Raw genomic sequence first — 18,804 nt, forward strand, 5'->3', positions numbered from 1 at the left:
CGCTTCAGCGCTCTTGGGGCTCAAGCCCAACAACATACCTTTCTTGGTACGTAGTTGCGCTTCAGCGCTCTTGGGGCTCAAGCCCAACAACATACCTTTTAGTCGATCGCACCATCGGATTTTTCCTTAGCATCATAGCACGCGCCCATATGTACTTCGTTGCGACGCTTAGCAAGCTCAATCTGATGCTGCCGCTCTAATAAAGCTTGTTTTTTAGCTTCGGTTTTCGAGTCATGACAATGAGGACAACTCACGCCCAGGACAAAAAATTCAGAAGCCTTATCTTCCTCACTAATCGGGTGACGACAACCGCGACAAAGTTCATAGTTACCAGGTTTTAAATCGTGAACAACAGAAACCCGTTCATCAAAGACAAAACATTCACCTTCCCAACGACTTTCTGCTTCCGGAACCGTTTCCAAATATTTTAAAATCCCGCCTTCGAGATGATAGACTTCTTGAAAACCTTGCGATCGCAAAAAAGCAGTAGATTTTTCGCAGCGAATGCCACCCGTGCAAAACATTGCCACCTTGGGTTTATCGCGCAAAGCAGTTTCTTGCTGCACCCATTCAGGTAACTCGGAAAAGCTTTTGGTTTTGGGATTGATAGCGCCTGCAAAAGTACCCATAGATACTTCGTAGTCGTTACGCACATCAACTACGACAACATCAGGATCGTCAAGCAGCTTATTCCACTCATCGGGCTTGACATATTTGCCAGCCATGAGAGATGGATTAATATCGGGTATTCCCATCGTGACGATTTCGCGTTTTAAGCGGATTTTTAGGCGGTAAAACGGTGCTTTTTCTGAGAAAGATTCTTTGTGAACCAAATCAGCAAAACGCGCGTCACTACGCAAGAATGCCAGCACTGCGCGCACGCCCTCGGATGAACCGGCGATCGTACCATTGATGCCTTCGGCTGCTAACAAGATGGTGCCTTTGACGTTGTTTTTATTGCAACAATCGATTAGCGGTGCTTTCAGCTCGGCAAAATCGGATAGTTCAACGAATTTATATAATGCAGCGGTTAAGAAATTAGCCATAGATCGAATTGATAGCACTAATTGATTTTCATATAAATATGAAAATTCAGTTAAAGCGGACGGTGGGACTCGAACCCACGACGTTCAGCATGGGAAGCACTAGGCATAACTCAGGAAACCCTATACTGGCAAAGGTTTACATCCCCCGCACTGAATATTGTCTCCAATTTTGTCTCCAATTTGTCTCCAAATTGCTAGCATTGTCCTGTTGCTTTTGAAATTTTACCATGACCCATCCCCTTACTAGGGCTAAAAAAGGAGCGGTAGTTGTCCAGACTCGCAGTGGTAGACTGCGCTTGCAGTTGCCCCGCCAGATTTACGGGGGCGATCGTAAATACCTGTACCTGAACCTGTCTGACACCCCTGAAAACTGGGAACTGGCACAAGCTAAAGCCCAACTGATTGAATCTGATATCAAGTTCGAGCGTTTTGACCCTACCCTCAAAAAGTACAAGTCGCAAACTCACTTGACCGTCATTGAGACTCTCAAGTCCAAGCCAGAACTGACTTTAACTAAATTGTTTGAGAGATATCTAGAGTTCAAAAAACCTGCTGTCAAGGCCACAACTTTTCACTATTTAGTGACCAGCATTCAAGCTTATATTGACCGCTGTCCCTACCAAAGTTTGTCCGAAGATGATGCTTTGCAATTACGCGCGTGGCTGCTTGACGACACTACTAACAGTATGACCAAGCGAGTTTTGACTTACGTGAATGCAGCGATTGAATGGGGGATTAAATTTAAAATAATCAGCGGGTTGCGCGTCTCCCCGTTTAAAGGGATGGCTGCGGATTTACCAAAACACAACTGGCAAAGTGACCCCGAACCGAACGCTTTTAGTCCAGAAGAAAAGGCGTTGGTATTAGAGGCTTTCAAAAACCACAAGGGGACTTGGAACGGTAGGGGCTATGGAGGGCAGAAGCTTTGCTTTTATTACCCTTTGGTGCAATTTTGGTTCATGACTGGATGCCGTCCCTCTGAGGCTGTTGGCTTGAGGTGGCGCGATATTGCCTCCGACTTTTCTCACATTGTGTTTAACGGCAGTGTGCAGCATCCGGGCGGGATAGAGACTAGGGTTGATGGTAGTAAAAACAACAAGCGTCGTAGGTTCCCTTGTAATCAGGAATTAAGCGAGTTCTTAAGAAACCTTGAGCCGGAAAACTTGACGGACAAAAACAGTCTGGTTTTTCCTTCACCCAAAAAGGGCGGGGCGATTAATTACAGCAATTTCACTATCCGCACTTGGCACAAGTTGGTTGACCCAATTACTGAGAAAAATCGCGAGGCTGAAGGACATCGTAAAACCACTACTCCCTATTCTTGTCGGGATACTTTTATCAGCGAACAAGTTGGCAAGGGTGTGCCGAGTGCGGTTGTTGCTAAATGGTGTGATACGTCTGAGAAAGTGATTAATGCTGTGTATTTAGACGGCAAGATTTTAGAGCATTTACGCCCGCTTTGATACTGTTAATATGTTGATTCTATGGGCAACTTTTGCGACACAGAACTTTACAATCCCTGTGTTGACAAGTGGCTGCAAACCTGCAATCGTGAGTAACTAAGGAAGATTGATGCGCGACTGACTAGCGATTGAGCCCGCTAACCAAGTCACGACTTCCCCAAACCGTTTTCACATAACGTTTGGAGCCAATAAATTATGACACTTTCAAGCAATTGTCCCTGCGGACAGTTGCAACTCTTTACGTTTGAGTCACAACCGCGCCCTGGTGACACGGTGTTAAGAAGCAAAAAGCAACAACCAAACAAATCTTGATGTAAAATTCAAAACAAGTAATCATTCCTAGCCCCGCAAGGGTGGCCCTAGAAACAAGGGTGCTTTAGGTTATCTGTTAAGACCAAATAGGCGATTGGTGGAGTCCCAGGCTGTGGCGACGCAGCTTAATCTATAGGCGACTCTCGGCCGTTAAGACCGAGAAAAAGCTTTGGAACCAGAAAGAGTAGGCGCAAGATGTTCGGCTTGAGTGGGTTTTTGAAATATCCTTAAGTCAATTTCAGCGGGAATCTTTCCAAAGTAGAGTCATGCGGGAGGGCGGATCTAAGCAGAGTCCGGGAAACTGGCAGCTACGCAGGCTGCGCGTACCAAGGATGCAACAGTGAACAAGAGCTAGGTTCCAAATTTTAGCCATATCTCAAAACCCACAAACACCAAAAAACCGCTGCTCTTCAATTGGAACCTGACTTGCAACGGCTTTTTGGAACCTATAAACGTTCAACCTGTCCAAAAGACGGGCTAAATCCATGTATTCAAATGATACATCAAATTGTGCATTTCCAAAATTTAATGCTTTCATCCCGAAGCACCTGACTGAATGGGTTGAAGGTTCAACAGTATCAGAAGCGATCGCCTCCCTCAACATCGAATCGCTGACGGTCAAAGAACTCAACGAGCGCATCCGTCCAAAAGAACCCATTAAAACGGGGGGCTGGTGGTGTCGTGGCGTTAACTGGCGGACGGGTGCGCGAATGGGCAATTGCTACGGACAAGGCAAGCCAGACAAGCCACATCAGCCAGAAGGTTCTAAGCCCCGCAAATACCTCACAGGTAGTGGCATGGAACCTGACCCCATATTCCTTGCCATGCCCGATAAAGACTACTGGGCAAAAGTTCACGCTGATAAGTCCATCCCTCGCCATTGGACTGAGGGAACTAAGAAAGCTGGGGCTGGGTTGAGTATTGGGCTTGCAACCATTGCCCTAACAGGTGTGTGGAACTGGGGCAAAGATGGGAAACTAGCGCACTTTGTGAAGGAGTGGGCAGAACCCGAAACCGTCCACTACATAGACTTTGACTCCGACTATGCGGCCAATCCATCTTGCCGTGCAGCCATTTTGAAGTTTGGCCGCTTGTTAATTGAGTGTGGGTGTAAGGTACACATCACTGTTTGGGATACCGAGTCTAAAGGGATGGACGATTTCATCAAAGCTAAAGGGAGAAAGGCATTCAAGGATGCTGTAACAAGCGCGTCAACCCTAGATAAGTGGGAGAAACAACTTAAGAAAGGCGATCGCAAAAATGACACTTCAAACCCTAATATTTCTCTAACTCCTCACCCGCGTACGCGAGAAGAAGTAGTATGCCAGAAGTATGACAGTAGTAAAAGCGACTACATACCAGACACAGCGCCGACTCCAGAGCAAAATTATGTACAAAAAGCTGTCGAGGCGCTGTATTCTGGCACGCCTTGGGCGTCGATAGCAGGACAGCTTTTTGAGTTCACCGGGACTCATTACGAGCTGCGACCGGAAGCTACCGAGAAGCGACGCATCCTTGAGTGGTTGAGCACCTACTCTGAATTGGTAAAGGGGAAATATCGTTGCAACCGTGCTAACTCTGCCAGTTTCAATGAGGTCTACACTTATATGCTCTCGGCTGTGGCAGTAGACCCCAATACTATCAATCCTGATGGGTTGAACACTACTAAGGGGGTGGTGAAAATCAATCCTGATGGCTCTCACTCACTTGTTCTACATGACCCCAAAAATATCTATACCTATGTCGGCTGCACGTATGACCCCGACATTGATGCGAGAGATTGCGATCGCCTTCTGGAGTGTCTTGAGCCGGCACAGCGCGAGATATTCCTGAGAACTGCCGCTGCTGCATTGAACCTGAAACTGGTGCGCTCGAAGTTGACGGGACGGGGCGTTAAAGGTTTGCTGTGTTACGGCGAGGGGTCTAACGGCAAGGATACGCTGCGGGCTGTGTTGGCCACTGTATTCGGGCGGGGAATGACTGGCAAGTCACTGTCAGATTTCCAGTCCTACGATCGTGGCCGCAAGTTTAATCTGTCGGGTATTCTAGGGGGTGTCTGCAACTGGGCTTCCGAAAATACTTCAAAAGTAAACCTAGACGGCATTCAGAGTCTTAAGCAGTTCATTACTGGCGACCCTCTTGATATTGAACCCAAAGGTAAAGACAGCTACGAATATAAGCCGGTTGCTACGTTTTTTGCCAACTGTAACAAACTACCTTCTATCACCGGAGGAACGGCTGCAATTGATGACCGCTACGGCATTTTGAGTTTCAAAAAAACCTACAAGCGCAACGCTGACCCGTCTCAGGGCGAATTGGAAGCTGACCCGCGTTTTAAGGATGACGAGAACTTTATTCTTGAGCGGATTGCGCCGGCGATGCTTAACAAGATGCTGGAGCGGTTGCCACTGTTACTAGCTGAAGGTATTGACTACAAGGCAACCCGTGATGCGATGCGGGAAGCTCAGGAGGAAAGTCGGCACTTGTGGCAGTTTGCTCGCGAGGTTGGTTTGGAGGTTCAGACTGGTGGGCGTGTTTGGGTTACAGATTTGTGGCAACAGTTACAGGACTGGTATGTGGAATCTAGAATTTTAGAGATTGAGGACAGTGGCGAAAAGAAAAAGCCCAAATTGATTTGGAACGAGCTTTCTAACAAGTATGATGCCCCCGTAAAGGCTATAAACCAGTTGTATGCAAGGTTGTGCGAGATTTTCCCTAAAGTACAAATTCATCGTTACGACGGACGCGATGAAATGGAACGGAGAGGGCAAAAATACTTGCTTGGAATTGGACTTGTGCAAAATTCCGTAGCAACTCAAAAAACTGGGTTGCCAGAGTTGCCAGTAGACACAGCAAGGAATACAGGGTTGCCAAGTGAGTTGCCAAAAAATACTGGCAACCCAGTTGGCAATCCACAAACCCTTACACAGAGCGCTGGCAACCCTGGCAACCCAATTTCCTCACCTTTTGCGGAAGTGTGTAATTTACTTTCTCAATTTACGGCCAGCGAGCTGCAAAAGTTGTCAAAATTGGTTGAAGCAGTCGCCAAAGTAAAAGCAGCTAAAACTTGGGCGGACATACAGCAGGCTCTCGGAGACGACGCCCAAGTGCGGGAACAGGTAAAGACCGCCCTAACGAAAAAAGAAAATGCCCGTGTTGGCAAACTCAAAATGACCGCAGTCAAAACCGTCGGTGTGCGTGTCCGTTATGTTGGCGACAGACCAGTGTCAATAGAACACTACTCTGGTGTTGACTTGGTTGTTACTGAGATTAAGCGCGACCACGGTATTGAAATTGCTTGCAAGAAACCTGACGGCAGTTTCACGACTTGGTTTAGACCTGAAGAGTTGATGCCTATGTAAGCCCTGACACCGTTTCCATAAATGATAGGCGCAACCATTTATGGAAACGGCAAAGTCGCCTGCACTGCAAAGTCAACGTGGTGGCGGCTATTTTTCTGACGGCTGAACGGAAACCCTACATTAGCCCGTTAAACTGTCGCAGCCATCAGAAAAATCCCGCTAGGGTTCTAGAAAATAACTGTCGTGTCGTTCTTGGTCTTGCAGCTCAAAAAATTCATCAAAATCAATAGCTCCTGCAACAGAAGAACCTGGCAAATCCTTAAAAGTATTGTCGCTGACCCACTCTTGCTCATCCATATCTTGCTCTAAAAGCTTCTGAGCGCGCTGGCGAACAAAAAATTCTTTCAATTCTTGTGGCGACAAAGGATGAGGAGGATGACCCACAGTAATTATTGGAGGAGCAGACGGAGGTAATCGTCCTTCATTCCGATCCATGTATCGCGCAACTTCCAAAATTTCATCAAGCAAAGCAACAGGCAGCCGCACCAATTTAGTGCGCCCATGTTTCCATCTACAAGACCAACGAACACCCAACCGATTTAAACCAAGATTCCGTTTACTTTTCTTCATATTTAAGCTAGTAATGTAACAGTATTTACCTTTCTTTACATTCACACTAAAAAGTGTAACACCATCAAAAATGGCTACACCTTACTATCCATAACATTTCTACCACCAACATTTATTTATTTCTTTATTGTTGTACCGGGTATTACTCGACCCGGTTATTTTCACCCCCGTGTCACCTTGCCTGCGGCGCCTCAAACTCTACCTGTCGCGGCCGGGGGGGCGGGCCATAGCCGGCTCCCCCCCCGGCCCACGTTCTCAATCGATCGCTTCCTTAGTTGTCTAGTGTTGGGTCTAGTACAATGTCTACAATTGTGTCTACACTGTCTACGCTGTCTACACCAATGCAACCAGTAATTTCTCTAACCAATTCTCGCCAAAGCATCCGAACAGCTTTAGCTGCCAAACGCGATCGCACAAGTTTAACTGGCTGCTTCTGATTTTTGCATTCCACATAATAAGCGGACAATTTCTCGCCGATCGGATTGCACAAACGAGACCGACTCGGTTCAATCCTAGTAAAAATCCACTGCCAAAGAGCTACCCGACAAACATCGCTACCGGATTGGTAAGATTTTTTCTGCTCGTCACCTGACCACGCGCGAGTTGGAGCTACACCCAAAGTCTTCATAAAACGACGCTCGCTATAGCGCTTTTTGGTGGGTTTCTTGGAGTTGCGACCCCTTGAAATCACAATTTCAGGCTCACCGTTATCTCCAAAAAAGTTTTCAATTGGGTAAATTTGGCTAAGAATCAATGCTTGGGCACGAAGTCCAAAACCAAACTGAGCAAAAACTTTACGGTAAGGTAGAAACCGCATATCAGAATTAACCAACTCAAAAAGTTCAAGTTCAATTTTTCGCTCCTGGAGCTGGAGGTCGCAGAGCATTTTAGCAGCAAACCTAGTTTCATCTATGAGCCCACTTCCTACAGTGGTCGCATAAAGGCGATCGTATTTTGCGGAATTGCGCTGCTCTGAAATCCATCCCCACAGTAACGGTGGCAAATCTCCGCTTGCGCCCAAAAGAGAACGAACGTTCATAACTTCCGGGAACTGCCAAGCCAAGTCCTGACGCAGCCTGTTGATGATGGGGGACTGAACGCGGTTGTAATGGGACAAGCGAAAACACAACTCACGAACCCTGACGATAGTAGTGTCACGAACTTGCAAAAACCGCCGGGGTAAATGCTGGTAATCGAAGTAATAACAGGCAAGGGCGAGGGCGTCTACCTCATCGTCTTTATCAGGAAGGTCAAGAGTGTTCCTGTAAGCGGGAAGTCGGTTATTTGACACAAGACAGACTTTAACGCCAGCTTTTGCTAGTTGAGTTCCCCAAAGCCGCTGGTAATTTATCCCCGTAGGTTCCATCAGCGCTACATCAGGTTTGAGTTCGAGCAACTGCTTAATGCCAGCAGCATCAGCTTTGATAGTGAAAAACTCTAAAGAATGGTAAGAGTCGCGCGGTCGGTCAGGACGTTCGGTCAGCAAGCAACCAACTACAGAGGATTTACAAACGTCCAACCCAAGAACTCTAAGTTGAAGCTTGTCCTTTGTGTCAAGCGGTTGAGCATCATTGTTAGCTTTGAGCAACGCTTCCCAAGTAGCAATCACGGTCAACTTTCCAAACTGTCGAGCATCCTCAGCCGTCAGTCCAGCATCGGCAGCTAGTTCCTTGAGACAGGTGAGACGACTTTTAGTAAAAGATTTAGTCATGCTCAACCGCCTGTATTAGTTCAAAAGCTTCATCCAAAATATCGCCAAGCTGAGCCAAGCTAGGCGAAACATATTCGTAGTAAGACTCCAAGAGTAAGGAAGCGCGAAAACAATCGTCAGCGTCAAACTCGGTTGCTTCGCTCAAATAAGTATCAAGCGAGTCAAGAAAAATTTCGCGGTGACGGATGTTAACGAGGATATCCGTAGAGCGACAAGCAAGCACAAGTAATTGCTTGAGTGTTTTACGGTCAATGCAAATTTTGTCGCCTGAATCTGGCGATTGACCTGCAACTGGTGACATAATAATTTTGCTCCAAACGTTGGTTGAAAACGGTTTGGGGAAGTCGTAGTCGATTCGGTGCTGATTACACCGGATTGACCGCGCTTATCAATTCTTCCTTACCAATTACGATCGCAGCTTCACTGCCACTTGTCAAGAATAATTATTAAATTTCATCTTATGGAAACGGCAAAGTCGCCCGCACCGCAAGATCAACGTGGTGGCGGCTATTTTTCTGACGGCTCAATCTCATCCCCCTTAACTGGGGATTTTCGTGTCTACAAGTTCTGTAGACAAATTGTTGACAGTGTAGACAGTTATCAGTTATTGTAGACAAATAATGTATACAGGTGTCTACAATGAGTCAAAGTCAAGTTGTATCGTTCAGAGCTTCCGGTCACTTCCTGAACTGGATAGAAGCTCAGAGGCTAGAGGGTGAGTCGGTAAGTCAAGCTGCACAACGCATTCTCAAGGAAGTCTCAGGCACGTCTACAGCGATGTCTACACTGTCTACAGCAAGTAACGATATTGTGTCTACAATGTCTACAGTCTTGTCTACACGAAGCAATGATAGCGTCGCGTCTACAGATGTTGTAGACATTGTAGACAAGGTTGTAAGTACAAGTCTTGACCCCGTGATGGAGCGTATGGCCGCCATTGAGGAACGGCTGGGAAAATTGAGTGCCTGAGCGATGGCAACAATGAATCGCTCAGGCAAGATTTGAAAGCGGCCAACAAGCAACTTACAGAATGGGATACAGAACTGAATCAGTTACACGAGCGCAACGGCGACTTAGTGCTGAAGGTGCAGATGTTGGAGCAAGAGCTCAAGAAAATGCGACGTGATCGCACTGAAAATAAAAATTCAGCTCCGGCAGTCGCAGAATTTCCAGAGCCGGCCGACTTGCTCAACCAGTTAAAAGCGCGGCGTAAAAAGTCGAGGGCGGACTTGGCTGATATGGAAGCAGTGTTGGACGTATTGGCGGAACTAGGGACTTAATTGTCTCCAATTTTGTCTCCAAATTGTCTCCAAACAACCCTGAAAAACCCTGTATTTGTCTCCAAAAACTCTGTGTTTGTCTCCAAAAACATCCTGTGCAACCACAGAGGTCAAGCCCTAAAAACGCCAAAACCCTTGATTTCTCAAGGGTTTAAATATTGTTCGCGCAAGCGGACGGTGGGACTCGAACCCACGACGTTCAGCATGGGAAGCTGACATTCTACCACTGAATTACGCCCGCGCTTAGTCTGTTTTACTGGCTTTTACTTTTTAGGGATTGCGGTAAACCATGACTAGATAAATATTATACGACGATTTTGTGATTTTGAGTCAATGATTTTGAGAATTATTTTTTGGGGTTGCCGATCGCCCATGGCGGCAAAATTAATAGGGTGCGTCAGTCTCGATCGCCGGAATTTTTCGGACAAACCTGAGATCTGACGCACCGTACACTCCAAAAGCCTTCTCCTGACGCAGGAGGAGACGGCAGTGCCCGTTTCCCTACCCGGAGATATTCGATCGCCCTTGGCCTCTTTTCTTCCCCCGCACCCGATCGAAAATCCAGACTTGCAAGCCATCCATGTAGGTATAAACCACCGGAATTACCACCAAAGTTAATAGCGTAGAAGTCATCAAACCGCCAATTACCGCCATCGCCATCGGACTCCGCACCCCAGATCCCGCGCCAATTCCCAGCGCGATCGGCACCATCCCAGCTATCATGGCGATCGTTGTCATCAAAATCGGCCGCAACCGCGCTACACCAGAATCCAGCGTCGCCTCATACATCGGTTCGCCTTCCTTCTGATTCATAATCGCGTAATCAACCAGCAAAATCGAATTCTTCGTCACAATTCCCATCAGCAACACTACACCAATCAAAGCGTACAAACCGAGAGATTTTTGTCCTACCAAAAGTCCCAACAGCGCGCCACCCAAAGATAAAGGTAATGCCGCCATAATCGTCACCGGATGCAAGAAATTGGCAAACAACAGCACCAACACACCATAAATAAACAGTACCGCCGTTCCCAAGGCCCCCGCAAAACCGCTGAAAATATCCTGCATAACTTTTGCATCGCCCGAAGATTCTTGTTCCACGCCAGGGGGTAAAGGATTCATTGCAGGCAGTTTTTTCACCGCAGCAACAGCTTCTCCTAAAGTCGTACCTTGCAACAAATTGCCCTCTACAGATACTTGACGAGCTCTGTCATAGCGATCGATCTGAGAAGGCCCGCTACCCAAAGCAATATCCGCCACTGCCCTCAACGGTACTAAAGTATTATTTTTACCCGGTATTTGCAGATTCTTAATTGTTTCGATATCGCTGCGAAACTGCGGCGCCAACATCACATGAATCGGAATTTGTCGATCGGGCAAATCAAACTTAGCAAGATTTGAGTCAATATCTCCAATCGTTGCCAAAGAAGCAGTGCGAGCAATTTGTTGCACCGAAACTCCCTGATCCGCCGCCCGATTTGGATCGGGTTTTACCAAAATTTCCGGCTTGACTAAACTCGCGCTAGATTGTACCTCAATCAGTCCCGGAAGTTGCCTCATTTGTTGCGTCAGAGTTTCCGCAGTTTTGGTTAAAGCCTCCGCATTTTCGCTCTTGAGGACGATCGACATTTGCTTCCTACCGCCCACACGCCCTTGAGCAAAACTCAGCCGCACACCGGGAACATCGGCAAGTTTCGGCCGCATTTCCTCCTCAAACTTCTGTTGTCCGATCCGCTGATTGGCGGGTTTCAATTTCACGTACAGACTGGCTGTATTTACGCCACTAGCGCCCCCTCCGCCACCACCTGGCCCCCCGGATACTGTCGGAGCGCCTTCGGTCTCCAAAACGCTTTTTACGGCCCGATGGGCGAGCAATAATTTAGTTGCTTGCTGCACTGCTAAATCTGTCTGTGACAAGGTGGAACCGGGCGGTAATTCAATGGAAACAGTCGAAAGTCCGGTATCATCGCGATCGATAAACCCAGTCGGAATGAAAGGAATTAACTGAACGCTGCCGAAAAATAAAGCAACAGCTAAAATTAGGACGATCGCCCGATGCTTCAGAGCCCAAGTCAAAAGTCGGCGGTACTGATAAGAAAGTTGGTCTTTTTTAAGTTCCTCATGATGTCCTTTCTCCTTAAATAAATAAGCCGCCATCATCGGAGTCACAGTGCGGGCTACTAACAGCGAAAATAACACCGACGCCGAAACCGTCACGCCAAAAGGTCGAAAAAACTGACCAGGAATTCCCGGCATAAAAGCCACCGGCGCAAACACCGAAACAATCGTCATCGTGGTAGCAACGACAGCTAAACCAATTTCAGCAGAAGCATCCAAAGCAGCTTGATAAGCCGTTTTCCCCATCCCGACGTGCCGTTCAATATTTTCAATTTCGACGATCGCATCATCGACCAATATACCCACCACCAGCGACAGCGCCAACAAAGTCATGCCGTTAAGCGTATATCCTACCATTCTCAGCACAGCAAAAGTAGGAATTGCCGACAGCGGCAAAGCCACAGCAGCAATCAAAGTCGCCCGCCAATCCCGCAGAAATATAAAAATCGTGACAATCGCTAAAACCGCCCCCAAAACTAAAGCATCAACAGAAGCTTCATAGGAATCTCGGATGTGATCTGCTAAAGTATAAATAAGTTCAAGCTTGACATCCGGCGGCAAAGTTTTTTCCATTTTCTTAACAGTTGCCCGCACCGCTTCTTCCACAGTCACGAGAGTGCTGCCGGTGCTGCGGAGGATAGCAAAAGCTACAACAGGCTTGTTATTGAGCCGCGCACCCTGACGCGCTTCTGCATAGCCTTCGTCAACTTTTCCCAAACTGGAAAGCGGCACAAAACCGCCTTTTGGTAAAGTAATTTGATAAGCTTTCAACTGTTCGATAGTTTTGGCGCTGCCGATGGTGCGAACTGTTTGCTCGGAATTGCCGATTTCAGTTCTGCCACCGGGAAGATTGATGTTAAAATTGCGAATTTGGTCGTTAACTTGGGTAGCTGTAATCCCCAAACTTTGCAGTTGTTCGGGGTTTAAATCAACTCGAATATCCCTGTCCCTGCCTCCAATTCGCTGCACTTGAGCGACACCTTTGACCGACAACAGGACGCGGCTGATGTTTTGGTCGATTAATTCGCTTAACTGTTCTACGGTTTGGCGATCGGAAACGACGGCGTAGGACATAATGGAACTACCGGCAAATTCCACCCGCTTGACGACTGGATCGTTGATGTCTTGGGGCAGGCTTTGACGGATTTGGGCGATCGCATTTCGGACATCATTCGTAGCGCGATCGCTATTTGTGCCCAACAAAAAGTTAACTGTAGTATTAGAAGAACCGTCATTAACAGTAGAAATAATGTGGTCAATATTGCCCAAACCCGCCACAGAATCTTCTACTTTTTTCGTAACTTGAGATTCAAGTTCGGCTGGATCTGCCCCCGGTTGGCTGACAGATATGGAAACTGAAGGCACATCGATGTTCGGTGAATCATCAATGCCTAAAACCGGAAAGGATACTAATCCCCCGATTGTCAGAATTAAGAATAAAACAATCGTCGGGACAGGCTGTTTGATCGACCAAGCCGAAATATTAAAAGACATAATTGGAATGGGGAATGGGAATGGGGAATGGGGAATGGGGAATTGGTCATTGGTCATTGGTAATATAGTTATTCTTCTTGGAATTCTTGTGGAGTGGGCCGGAGAGCCCGCTCCAAATATCTACTAACTAACTAATCTTATTCTTCTTTAAATTCTTGTGGAGTGGGCCGGAGAGCCCGCTCCAAAAATCTATAGCGGTTCTCAGAAAGATGAGGTATGTTGTTGGGCTTTAGCCCTCTTAAAATATATAGTAACTAACAAATCGTAAGGTGCTTAGCGTGGAAAATTATTAGTCTGTCGTCGCCAAATTCTCACCTGACGCACCCTACAATAAATAATGACTGTCAACTGTCAACTGCCAACTGCCAACTAAGAGGGCCGGCACGGGGGCACTGCCCCTACAACTGTCAACTGTCAACTGCCAACTGCCTACTGACTGCTGACCTTAATTCGATCGCCATCCTTAAGATAACCAGCCCCAGCAACCACCACTTTATCGCCTGCCTTCAACCCCTTTTTAATCTGAACCTGAGCAGTCGTCAAATCACCAACCGCGCCCCCAGTAATCTCTCCAACTTCCACAGGTTGAGCCTGCACCTTGTCCTCGCCTACAAGTTTGTAAACAATAGAACTGCCGTCAGACTGTGGTAAAATAGCCTTAGCAGGGACTTTCAAACCTTGAGCCGTCGCCGTCGAAATCGAGGCGCGCAAAAACATTCCCGATCGCAAAAACTCACTTGTCGGCAAATCAATCTTCACCGTAGCCTGCCGATTTTGCGGGTCAACTAACGGCGAAATTTCTCGCACAGTTCCCGACAACTTAATCCGCTTATCAGAATCCGAAGTAATCTGCACCGCCGTTCCCGGCTGCACTTGAGAAACCTGAGTTTCCGGTACTTTTAATTGCAGTTCCAGCTTGTTTCCTCGAATAATCGAAAATAGTTTTTGACTTCCCGAAGAAACATCACCAACTCGACCAATTCTTTCAGATACAATACCGCTGTCCGGCGCTCGGACAATTGTTTGTTCGAGTTGAGTTTGCAACTGTTTCACTCGCGCATCATTACTGCGAACACCTGCTGCATTGTTCCCGACATTTGCGCGCGCGCTGCTGACAGCAGAGCCGGCCGTATTCACCTTAGCGCGGGCGCTGCTGAGGGCCGCTCTCGCCGTACTGATATTAGCTTCTGCTGTAGCTACTTTAGCTTGAGCCGATCGCACTTCTTCCGCCGCTTTGTTCTGTTCTTCCAAAGCTTTATTCAAATCAGCCTTAGCTTTGTTCACATCTTGAACAGCAGTATCTCGCTCGGTTTTGCGCTTTTCCAAATCTTGCTGGCTGATTACTCCCTGGGAAGCCAAATTTTGGGTGCGATTTACTTCTCTTTGAGCTTGAGCTAATTTAGCCTCAGCAGAAGCAATCCCCGCCTTAGCTTGCTCGACACCGGCTTTGGCTTGCTCGACACCTGCTTGAGCTTGGCCCACGCCCGTTTTGGCTTGCGCTGCGTCAGCGACGGCTTTTTCAACGCCGGCTTGGGCTTGAGCAACGCCGGCTTGGGCTTCTTGTTGGGCTGACTGGGCTTGTTGCACCTGAGCTTGCGCTTGTTCTACCGTAGAATCTGCCGATTCTACCTTAGCAGTGGCTTCGGCAATTTGCGATCGCAGCACCGAATCATCCAAAACCGCCATTACCTGACCTTTTTCTACCGCATCCCCTTCTTTTACCAAAACCTGCTTGATTTGCAAACCGTTGGCTTGCGGCAGCACCGGCAGCAAATCGTAGGGCGCCACAGTCCCCGTCGCTTCCAGAGTTTGAGCCACCTCGGCCGATTCCACAGCAGCCACTGTCACCGTCTGATGCGTCCCCTGCTGAGCCGCCGCTGGGGCTGCAACTGGGGGACGCGCGCTCTTCTGGCCCGCAGTCAAGTGTACTGCTAGCAGCGTTGCAGCTACGCCAATCCCTGCGCCCGCCAACAGCGTCGGCCACCTGAGTCCTTTACTGGGAGGAACTTCTGGTTCTTCAGCTTCGGAAACTTCTGATTGTTCGTCTGGAACTTCTAAGGCTATTTCTCGTTCATCTTCTTCAGAGGAGAAGTGCCAGCGAGAGGTATCTGAGATGCCAGTTTCAGGCGCATCCACTGCTGATTTGCTGTCGCGCCCGCTCTGCACGGGGACAAGCGGTTGCTGTTCTTCTGCTTCTGAAAAAACTTGATTCGTCACGGTAGTTCCTCCCGCCGGTTTGAGCCTGGGGTTTTTGATATTGTAAAGAAAGATTGCGGTTTTAATATCTAATTTATTTTAGCTGAGCGTGCGATCGGTCGCGCCTCCTCCTTGTGGGTGAGTGTGGCGCCATTTCACCTGATAATCGCGATTTCGATCCGAGGTTGTGCGATCGACCTTTGACTCGATCGGGATTTTGAGGCAGAGTAATCTTAGCGCGATTTGCGATCGCTTGCAGGGCGATCGGACTCAGATTTTCTGTCCCAGAGCGTTTTTACCATCACCAATTCATCACTGCCAAAAGAATTTAATCTAATATTGAACTGATTATTGCTAATCTATAGTTTAATATAGCGATCCTAAATCATTTGTGAACTTCTTCTTACTCCCTCCCCTTACTAAGGGGAGGGTTGGGGTGGGGTAAAAAAAATACGATTCATTTAGGATTGCTATATCTTTGTTGTATAATACGGCACAGAAGCTAAAAAACTTATGCCAGTTTAATTGATAAAATCACAATGAATAGTGTATTTACTCCCGTCCAACAGTTTCTAATTACTTGGTTGCTAGTGCTAGTGACTGGATGGTTTACCCTGACTGCTATCAATTATGTTGGGGAACTGGTCAGCATTTTAGTAACAGCGGGACTGATTGCATTCTTATTAAATTATGCAGTAATCAGACTGCAAGTATTTTTGCCGCGGGGAATAGCTGCGGGGCTGGTTTATTTGATGGCGGGTGTGGTAGTCGCAGTCATCGGTTTAACTATTGTACCGCCCGTATTCAGTCAAGCGAGACAGTTGGGGGTGAGGTTCCCGGACTTGCTGGAGTCAGCGCGGCAGCAGTTAGGCGAATTTCAAGCGTGGAGTGCCGATCGCAATTTACCATTTGACGTGCAAATATTGGAACAGCAGTTATCAGCCAAAGTCCAGGAACAAGTACAAGCAATCGCAGGTACAAGTTTAGGCTTAGTTGTCGGTACAGTTAACTGGTTTCTCGACTTAATTTTTATCCTGGTAATTTCATTTTATATGCTGCTAGACGGTCAAAGAGTTTGGCAGGGTTTGACCAGCATTTTTTCGCCGGATATTCGCTATGTTCTCACAGATACTTTGCAGCGAAACCTCCAGCGATTTGTCTCGGGACAGTTATTGCTGGGACTCTTTATGGCGACCTCGCTAACTCTGGCTTTTTGGTGGCTGCAAGTGCCGTTTTTTCTGTTGTTTGCCGTGTTTATCGGATTGACAGAAATAATTCCGTTTATCGGAGCGACGCTGGGCATCGGCACTGTTAGTATAATTGTAGCGTTTATCGATTGGTGGCTGGCGCTCCAAGTGTTGGCAGTTGCGATCGGTCTCCAGCAAATCAAGGATAATTTAGTAGCACCCCGAATTATGGGCAATCTCACGGGGTTGAGTCCGGTAATTATTTTTACAGCTTTGCTCTTAGGAGGTAGAGTGGGAGGATTGTTAGGAGTTATCCTGGCAATTCCCCTGACTGGGGTGGTCAAAAGTATCGTGGAAATTGTACTCAATCCCAAATTACCTCCGCAAACAGGTTCGTTTTTCTACAATCCTTTTAACGGCGAGGAATTGGGGAAAATTGCCGAAAATGAAAATAGAATAATTTTGGTAGCCGATGAAAAAAAATAGTTTAAGGTTTGTAGTAAGGACTTCAGTCCTTCATTCAATTGACAGTTGACAGTTGACAGTTGACAGTTGACAAAGGAAGGAAGAGGATTGGAGTAATGAATAGTCTGATTTTAATTTTTCCCTACAAGGGTTCCGGCTTTCAACCAATTCTTTCTGCTAAAAATTGTATTAGTAACGAATTCAGCCCTTGCTACTGATTCCGTGAAGAAAGGATTAGGGGCATCTCAGTTTTGCTATTATGTGAGTGCGAGCGTCCCCGCTCGCTTCCTTATATGTAGCGAGCGGGGACGCTCGCACTCCTCAAACCGCTTCTTACTCTCCGAAAAAAACGCTCGCAAAGGACTAAAGTCCTCACTACAAACCTGGGAGGACTAAAGTCCTTACTACGAACCTAGGAGGACTAAAGTCCTTACTACGAACCTGGGAGGACTAAAGTCCTTACTACGAACCAACTTAAAATCTCAAACCTAAAACTTATGAAATGGTGGCAAAATCTTAAAAATAATCCTCTAGCTCGGTTGGGAGCCGTAGTGCTGTTAATTTTTTATACAGTCGCACTTTTTGCCGAATTTGTGGCTCCCTACGACCCCTACGACTCTCAATTAAACAGTTCCTTGCTGCCACCAACTCAGATTTATTTAAGCACCAAAGACGGGCGATTTATCGGCCCCCACGTTTACCCGACTGCTCAGGGGCCGGTGGATGCGAATACGGGCGCTCGCGAGGTAATTGTAGACTGGCAAAAACCATCTGCTGTTGGTTTGTTTGTCAAAGGTTCTCCCTATAAGTTTTTAGGAATTTTGCCTTGGGATATCCACCTGTTTGGCACTACAGGAGAAGGCAAAATTAACCTTTTAGGCACTGATGAACAAGCTCGCGATCAATTCAGCCGCTTAGTACAGGGCAGCCGCATTAGCCTCAGTATTGGTTTAGTTGGTATAGCAATTTCCTTTCCTTTAGGATTGTTAATCGGAGGAATATCTGGTTATTTCGGCAGTTGGATTGACAGTATTTTAATGCGCTTTGCTGAAGTATTGATGACGATTCCCGGTCTTTATTTATTAGTAGCTCTAGCGGCAGTCCTTCCGCCCGGATTGACAAGTGCTCAGCGATTTATTTTGATTGTGCTGATTACTTCATTTATCAGTTGGGCGAGTTTGGCGCGGGTAATTCGCGGTCAGGTACTGTCAATTAAACAGCTAGAATTCGTGCAAGCGGCGCGGGCTATGGGCGCCAACCCAATTTATATTATTGTCCGCCACGTGTTGCCACAAACTGCAACTTATGTAATTATTTCTGCTACTTTGTCGGTTCCGGGTTTTATTGTGGCGGAGTCGGTTTTGAGTTTGATTGGTTTGGGAATTCAACAGCCCGATCCTTCGTGGGGAAATTTGCTATCTTTGTCTACGAATGCTTCAATTATAGTGTTGCAGCCCTGGTTGGTTTGGCCTCCGGCGACGCTGATTATTTTGACTGTTTTGGCGTTCAATTTATTGGGGGATGGATTGCGGGATGCTCTCGATCCGAGAAGCATTCAAAGGTAATTGTTCAGTTGACAGTTGACAGTTGACAGTTGACA

Annotated in this window: 12 protein-coding genes and 2 tRNA genes; 6 read left to right on the forward strand and 8 right to left on the reverse strand. The window is 47.1% G+C overall.

Annotated elements, in window-relative coordinates:
- Positions 1–98: 98 nt before the first annotated feature.
- Both JGK11_RS18255 and JGK11_RS18260 read right to left on the reverse strand, forming a co-directional pair.
- Positions 99–1,046 (reverse strand): rhodanese-related sulfurtransferase, encoded by a 948-nt coding sequence (locus JGK11_RS18255; protein ID WP_293190927.1) that lies wholly within the window; start codon positions 1,044–1,046, stop codon positions 99–101.
- A 54-nt stretch (positions 1,047–1,100) separates the two neighbouring features.
- A tRNA-Gly gene (locus tag JGK11_RS18260) sits at positions 1,101–1,192 on the reverse strand.
- Positions 1,193–1,273: 81 nt separating this feature from the next.
- On the opposite strand from JGK11_RS18260, the gene JGK11_RS18265 reads away from it, so the two are divergent.
- Together JGK11_RS18265 and JGK11_RS18270 are read left to right on the forward strand one after the other, a co-directional pair.
- Complete coding sequence (locus JGK11_RS18265; protein ID WP_293212417.1) at positions 1,274–2,509, forward strand: tyrosine-type recombinase/integrase; 1,236 nt, start codon at positions 1,274–1,276, stop codon at positions 2,507–2,509.
- 797 nt (positions 2,510–3,306) lie between these two features.
- Positions 3,307–6,183, forward strand: coding sequence for a DUF3854 domain-containing protein (locus tag JGK11_RS18270; protein WP_293212418.1), 2,877 nt, complete (start codon positions 3,307–3,309; stop codon positions 6,181–6,183).
- Positions 6,184–6,342: 159 nt separating this feature from the next.
- On the opposite strand, the gene JGK11_RS18275 is transcribed toward JGK11_RS18270, so the two are convergent.
- The 3 genes from JGK11_RS18275 to JGK11_RS18285 form a co-directional block, all read right to left on the reverse strand.
- Positions 6,343–6,753 carry a hypothetical protein gene (locus JGK11_RS18275; RefSeq protein ID WP_293212419.1) on the reverse strand — a complete coding sequence of 137 codons (411 nt, stop codon included), beginning with the start codon at positions 6,751–6,753 and terminating at the stop codon, positions 6,343–6,345.
- 271 nt (positions 6,754–7,024) lie between these two features.
- The gene (locus JGK11_RS18280; RefSeq protein ID WP_293212420.1) at positions 7,025–8,464 is read right to left on the reverse strand and encodes a transposase; all 1,440 of its coding nucleotides are present in this window, start codon (positions 8,462–8,464) and stop codon (positions 7,025–7,027) included.
- The gene (locus JGK11_RS18285) at positions 8,457–8,765 is read right to left on the reverse strand and encodes a hypothetical protein (protein ID WP_293212421.1); all 309 of its coding nucleotides are present in this window, start codon (positions 8,763–8,765) and stop codon (positions 8,457–8,459) included. The genes JGK11_RS18280 and JGK11_RS18285 overlap by 8 nt, the downstream gene beginning before the upstream one ends.
- 338 nt (positions 8,766–9,103) lie before the next feature.
- Here JGK11_RS18285 and JGK11_RS18290 point away from each other — a divergent pair, with 338 nt between their 5' ends.
- Both JGK11_RS18290 and JGK11_RS18295 read left to right on the forward strand, forming a co-directional pair.
- Positions 9,104–9,433, forward strand: coding sequence for a hypothetical protein (locus JGK11_RS18290; RefSeq protein ID WP_293212422.1), 330 nt, complete (start codon positions 9,104–9,106; stop codon positions 9,431–9,433).
- A gap of 32 nt (positions 9,434–9,465) precedes the next feature.
- On the forward strand, positions 9,466–9,744 hold the full coding sequence (locus tag JGK11_RS18295; protein ID WP_293212423.1) for a flagellar alpha dynein: 279 nt from the start codon (positions 9,466–9,468) through the stop codon (positions 9,742–9,744).
- Positions 9,745–9,913: 169 nt separating this feature from the next.
- On the opposite strand, the gene JGK11_RS18300 is transcribed toward JGK11_RS18295, so the two are convergent.
- The 3 genes from JGK11_RS18300 to JGK11_RS18310 form a co-directional block, all read right to left on the reverse strand.
- Positions 9,914–9,985 (reverse strand) — tRNA-Gly (locus tag JGK11_RS18300).
- 260 nt (positions 9,986–10,245) lie between these two features.
- Entirely contained in the window at positions 10,246–13,356 is a 3,111-nt protein-coding gene (locus JGK11_RS18305) for an efflux RND transporter permease subunit (RefSeq protein ID WP_293212424.1), read from the reverse strand.
- 429 nt (positions 13,357–13,785) lie between these two features.
- Entirely contained in the window at positions 13,786–15,573 is a 1,788-nt protein-coding gene (locus JGK11_RS18310; RefSeq protein ID WP_293199152.1) for an efflux RND transporter periplasmic adaptor subunit, read from the reverse strand.
- A 518-nt stretch (positions 15,574–16,091) separates the two neighbouring features.
- Here JGK11_RS18310 and JGK11_RS18315 point away from each other — a divergent pair.
- Together JGK11_RS18315 and JGK11_RS18320 are read left to right on the forward strand one after the other, a co-directional pair.
- Positions 16,092–17,225, forward strand: a complete 1,134-nt coding sequence (locus tag JGK11_RS18315) for an AI-2E family transporter (RefSeq protein WP_293179855.1) — start codon at positions 16,092–16,094, stop codon at positions 17,223–17,225.
- Between the two features lie 476 nt (positions 17,226–17,701).
- Positions 17,702–18,769 (forward strand): ABC transporter permease, encoded by a 1,068-nt coding sequence (locus JGK11_RS18320; protein ID WP_293179852.1) that lies wholly within the window; start codon positions 17,702–17,704, stop codon positions 18,767–18,769.
- The last annotated feature ends 35 nt before the right edge of the window (positions 18,770–18,804 follow it).

This window comes from Microcoleus sp. PH2017_34_RAT_O_A (assembly GCF_020737885.1).
Lineage (GTDB): Bacteria > Cyanobacteriota > Cyanobacteriia > Cyanobacteriales > Microcoleaceae > Microcoleus.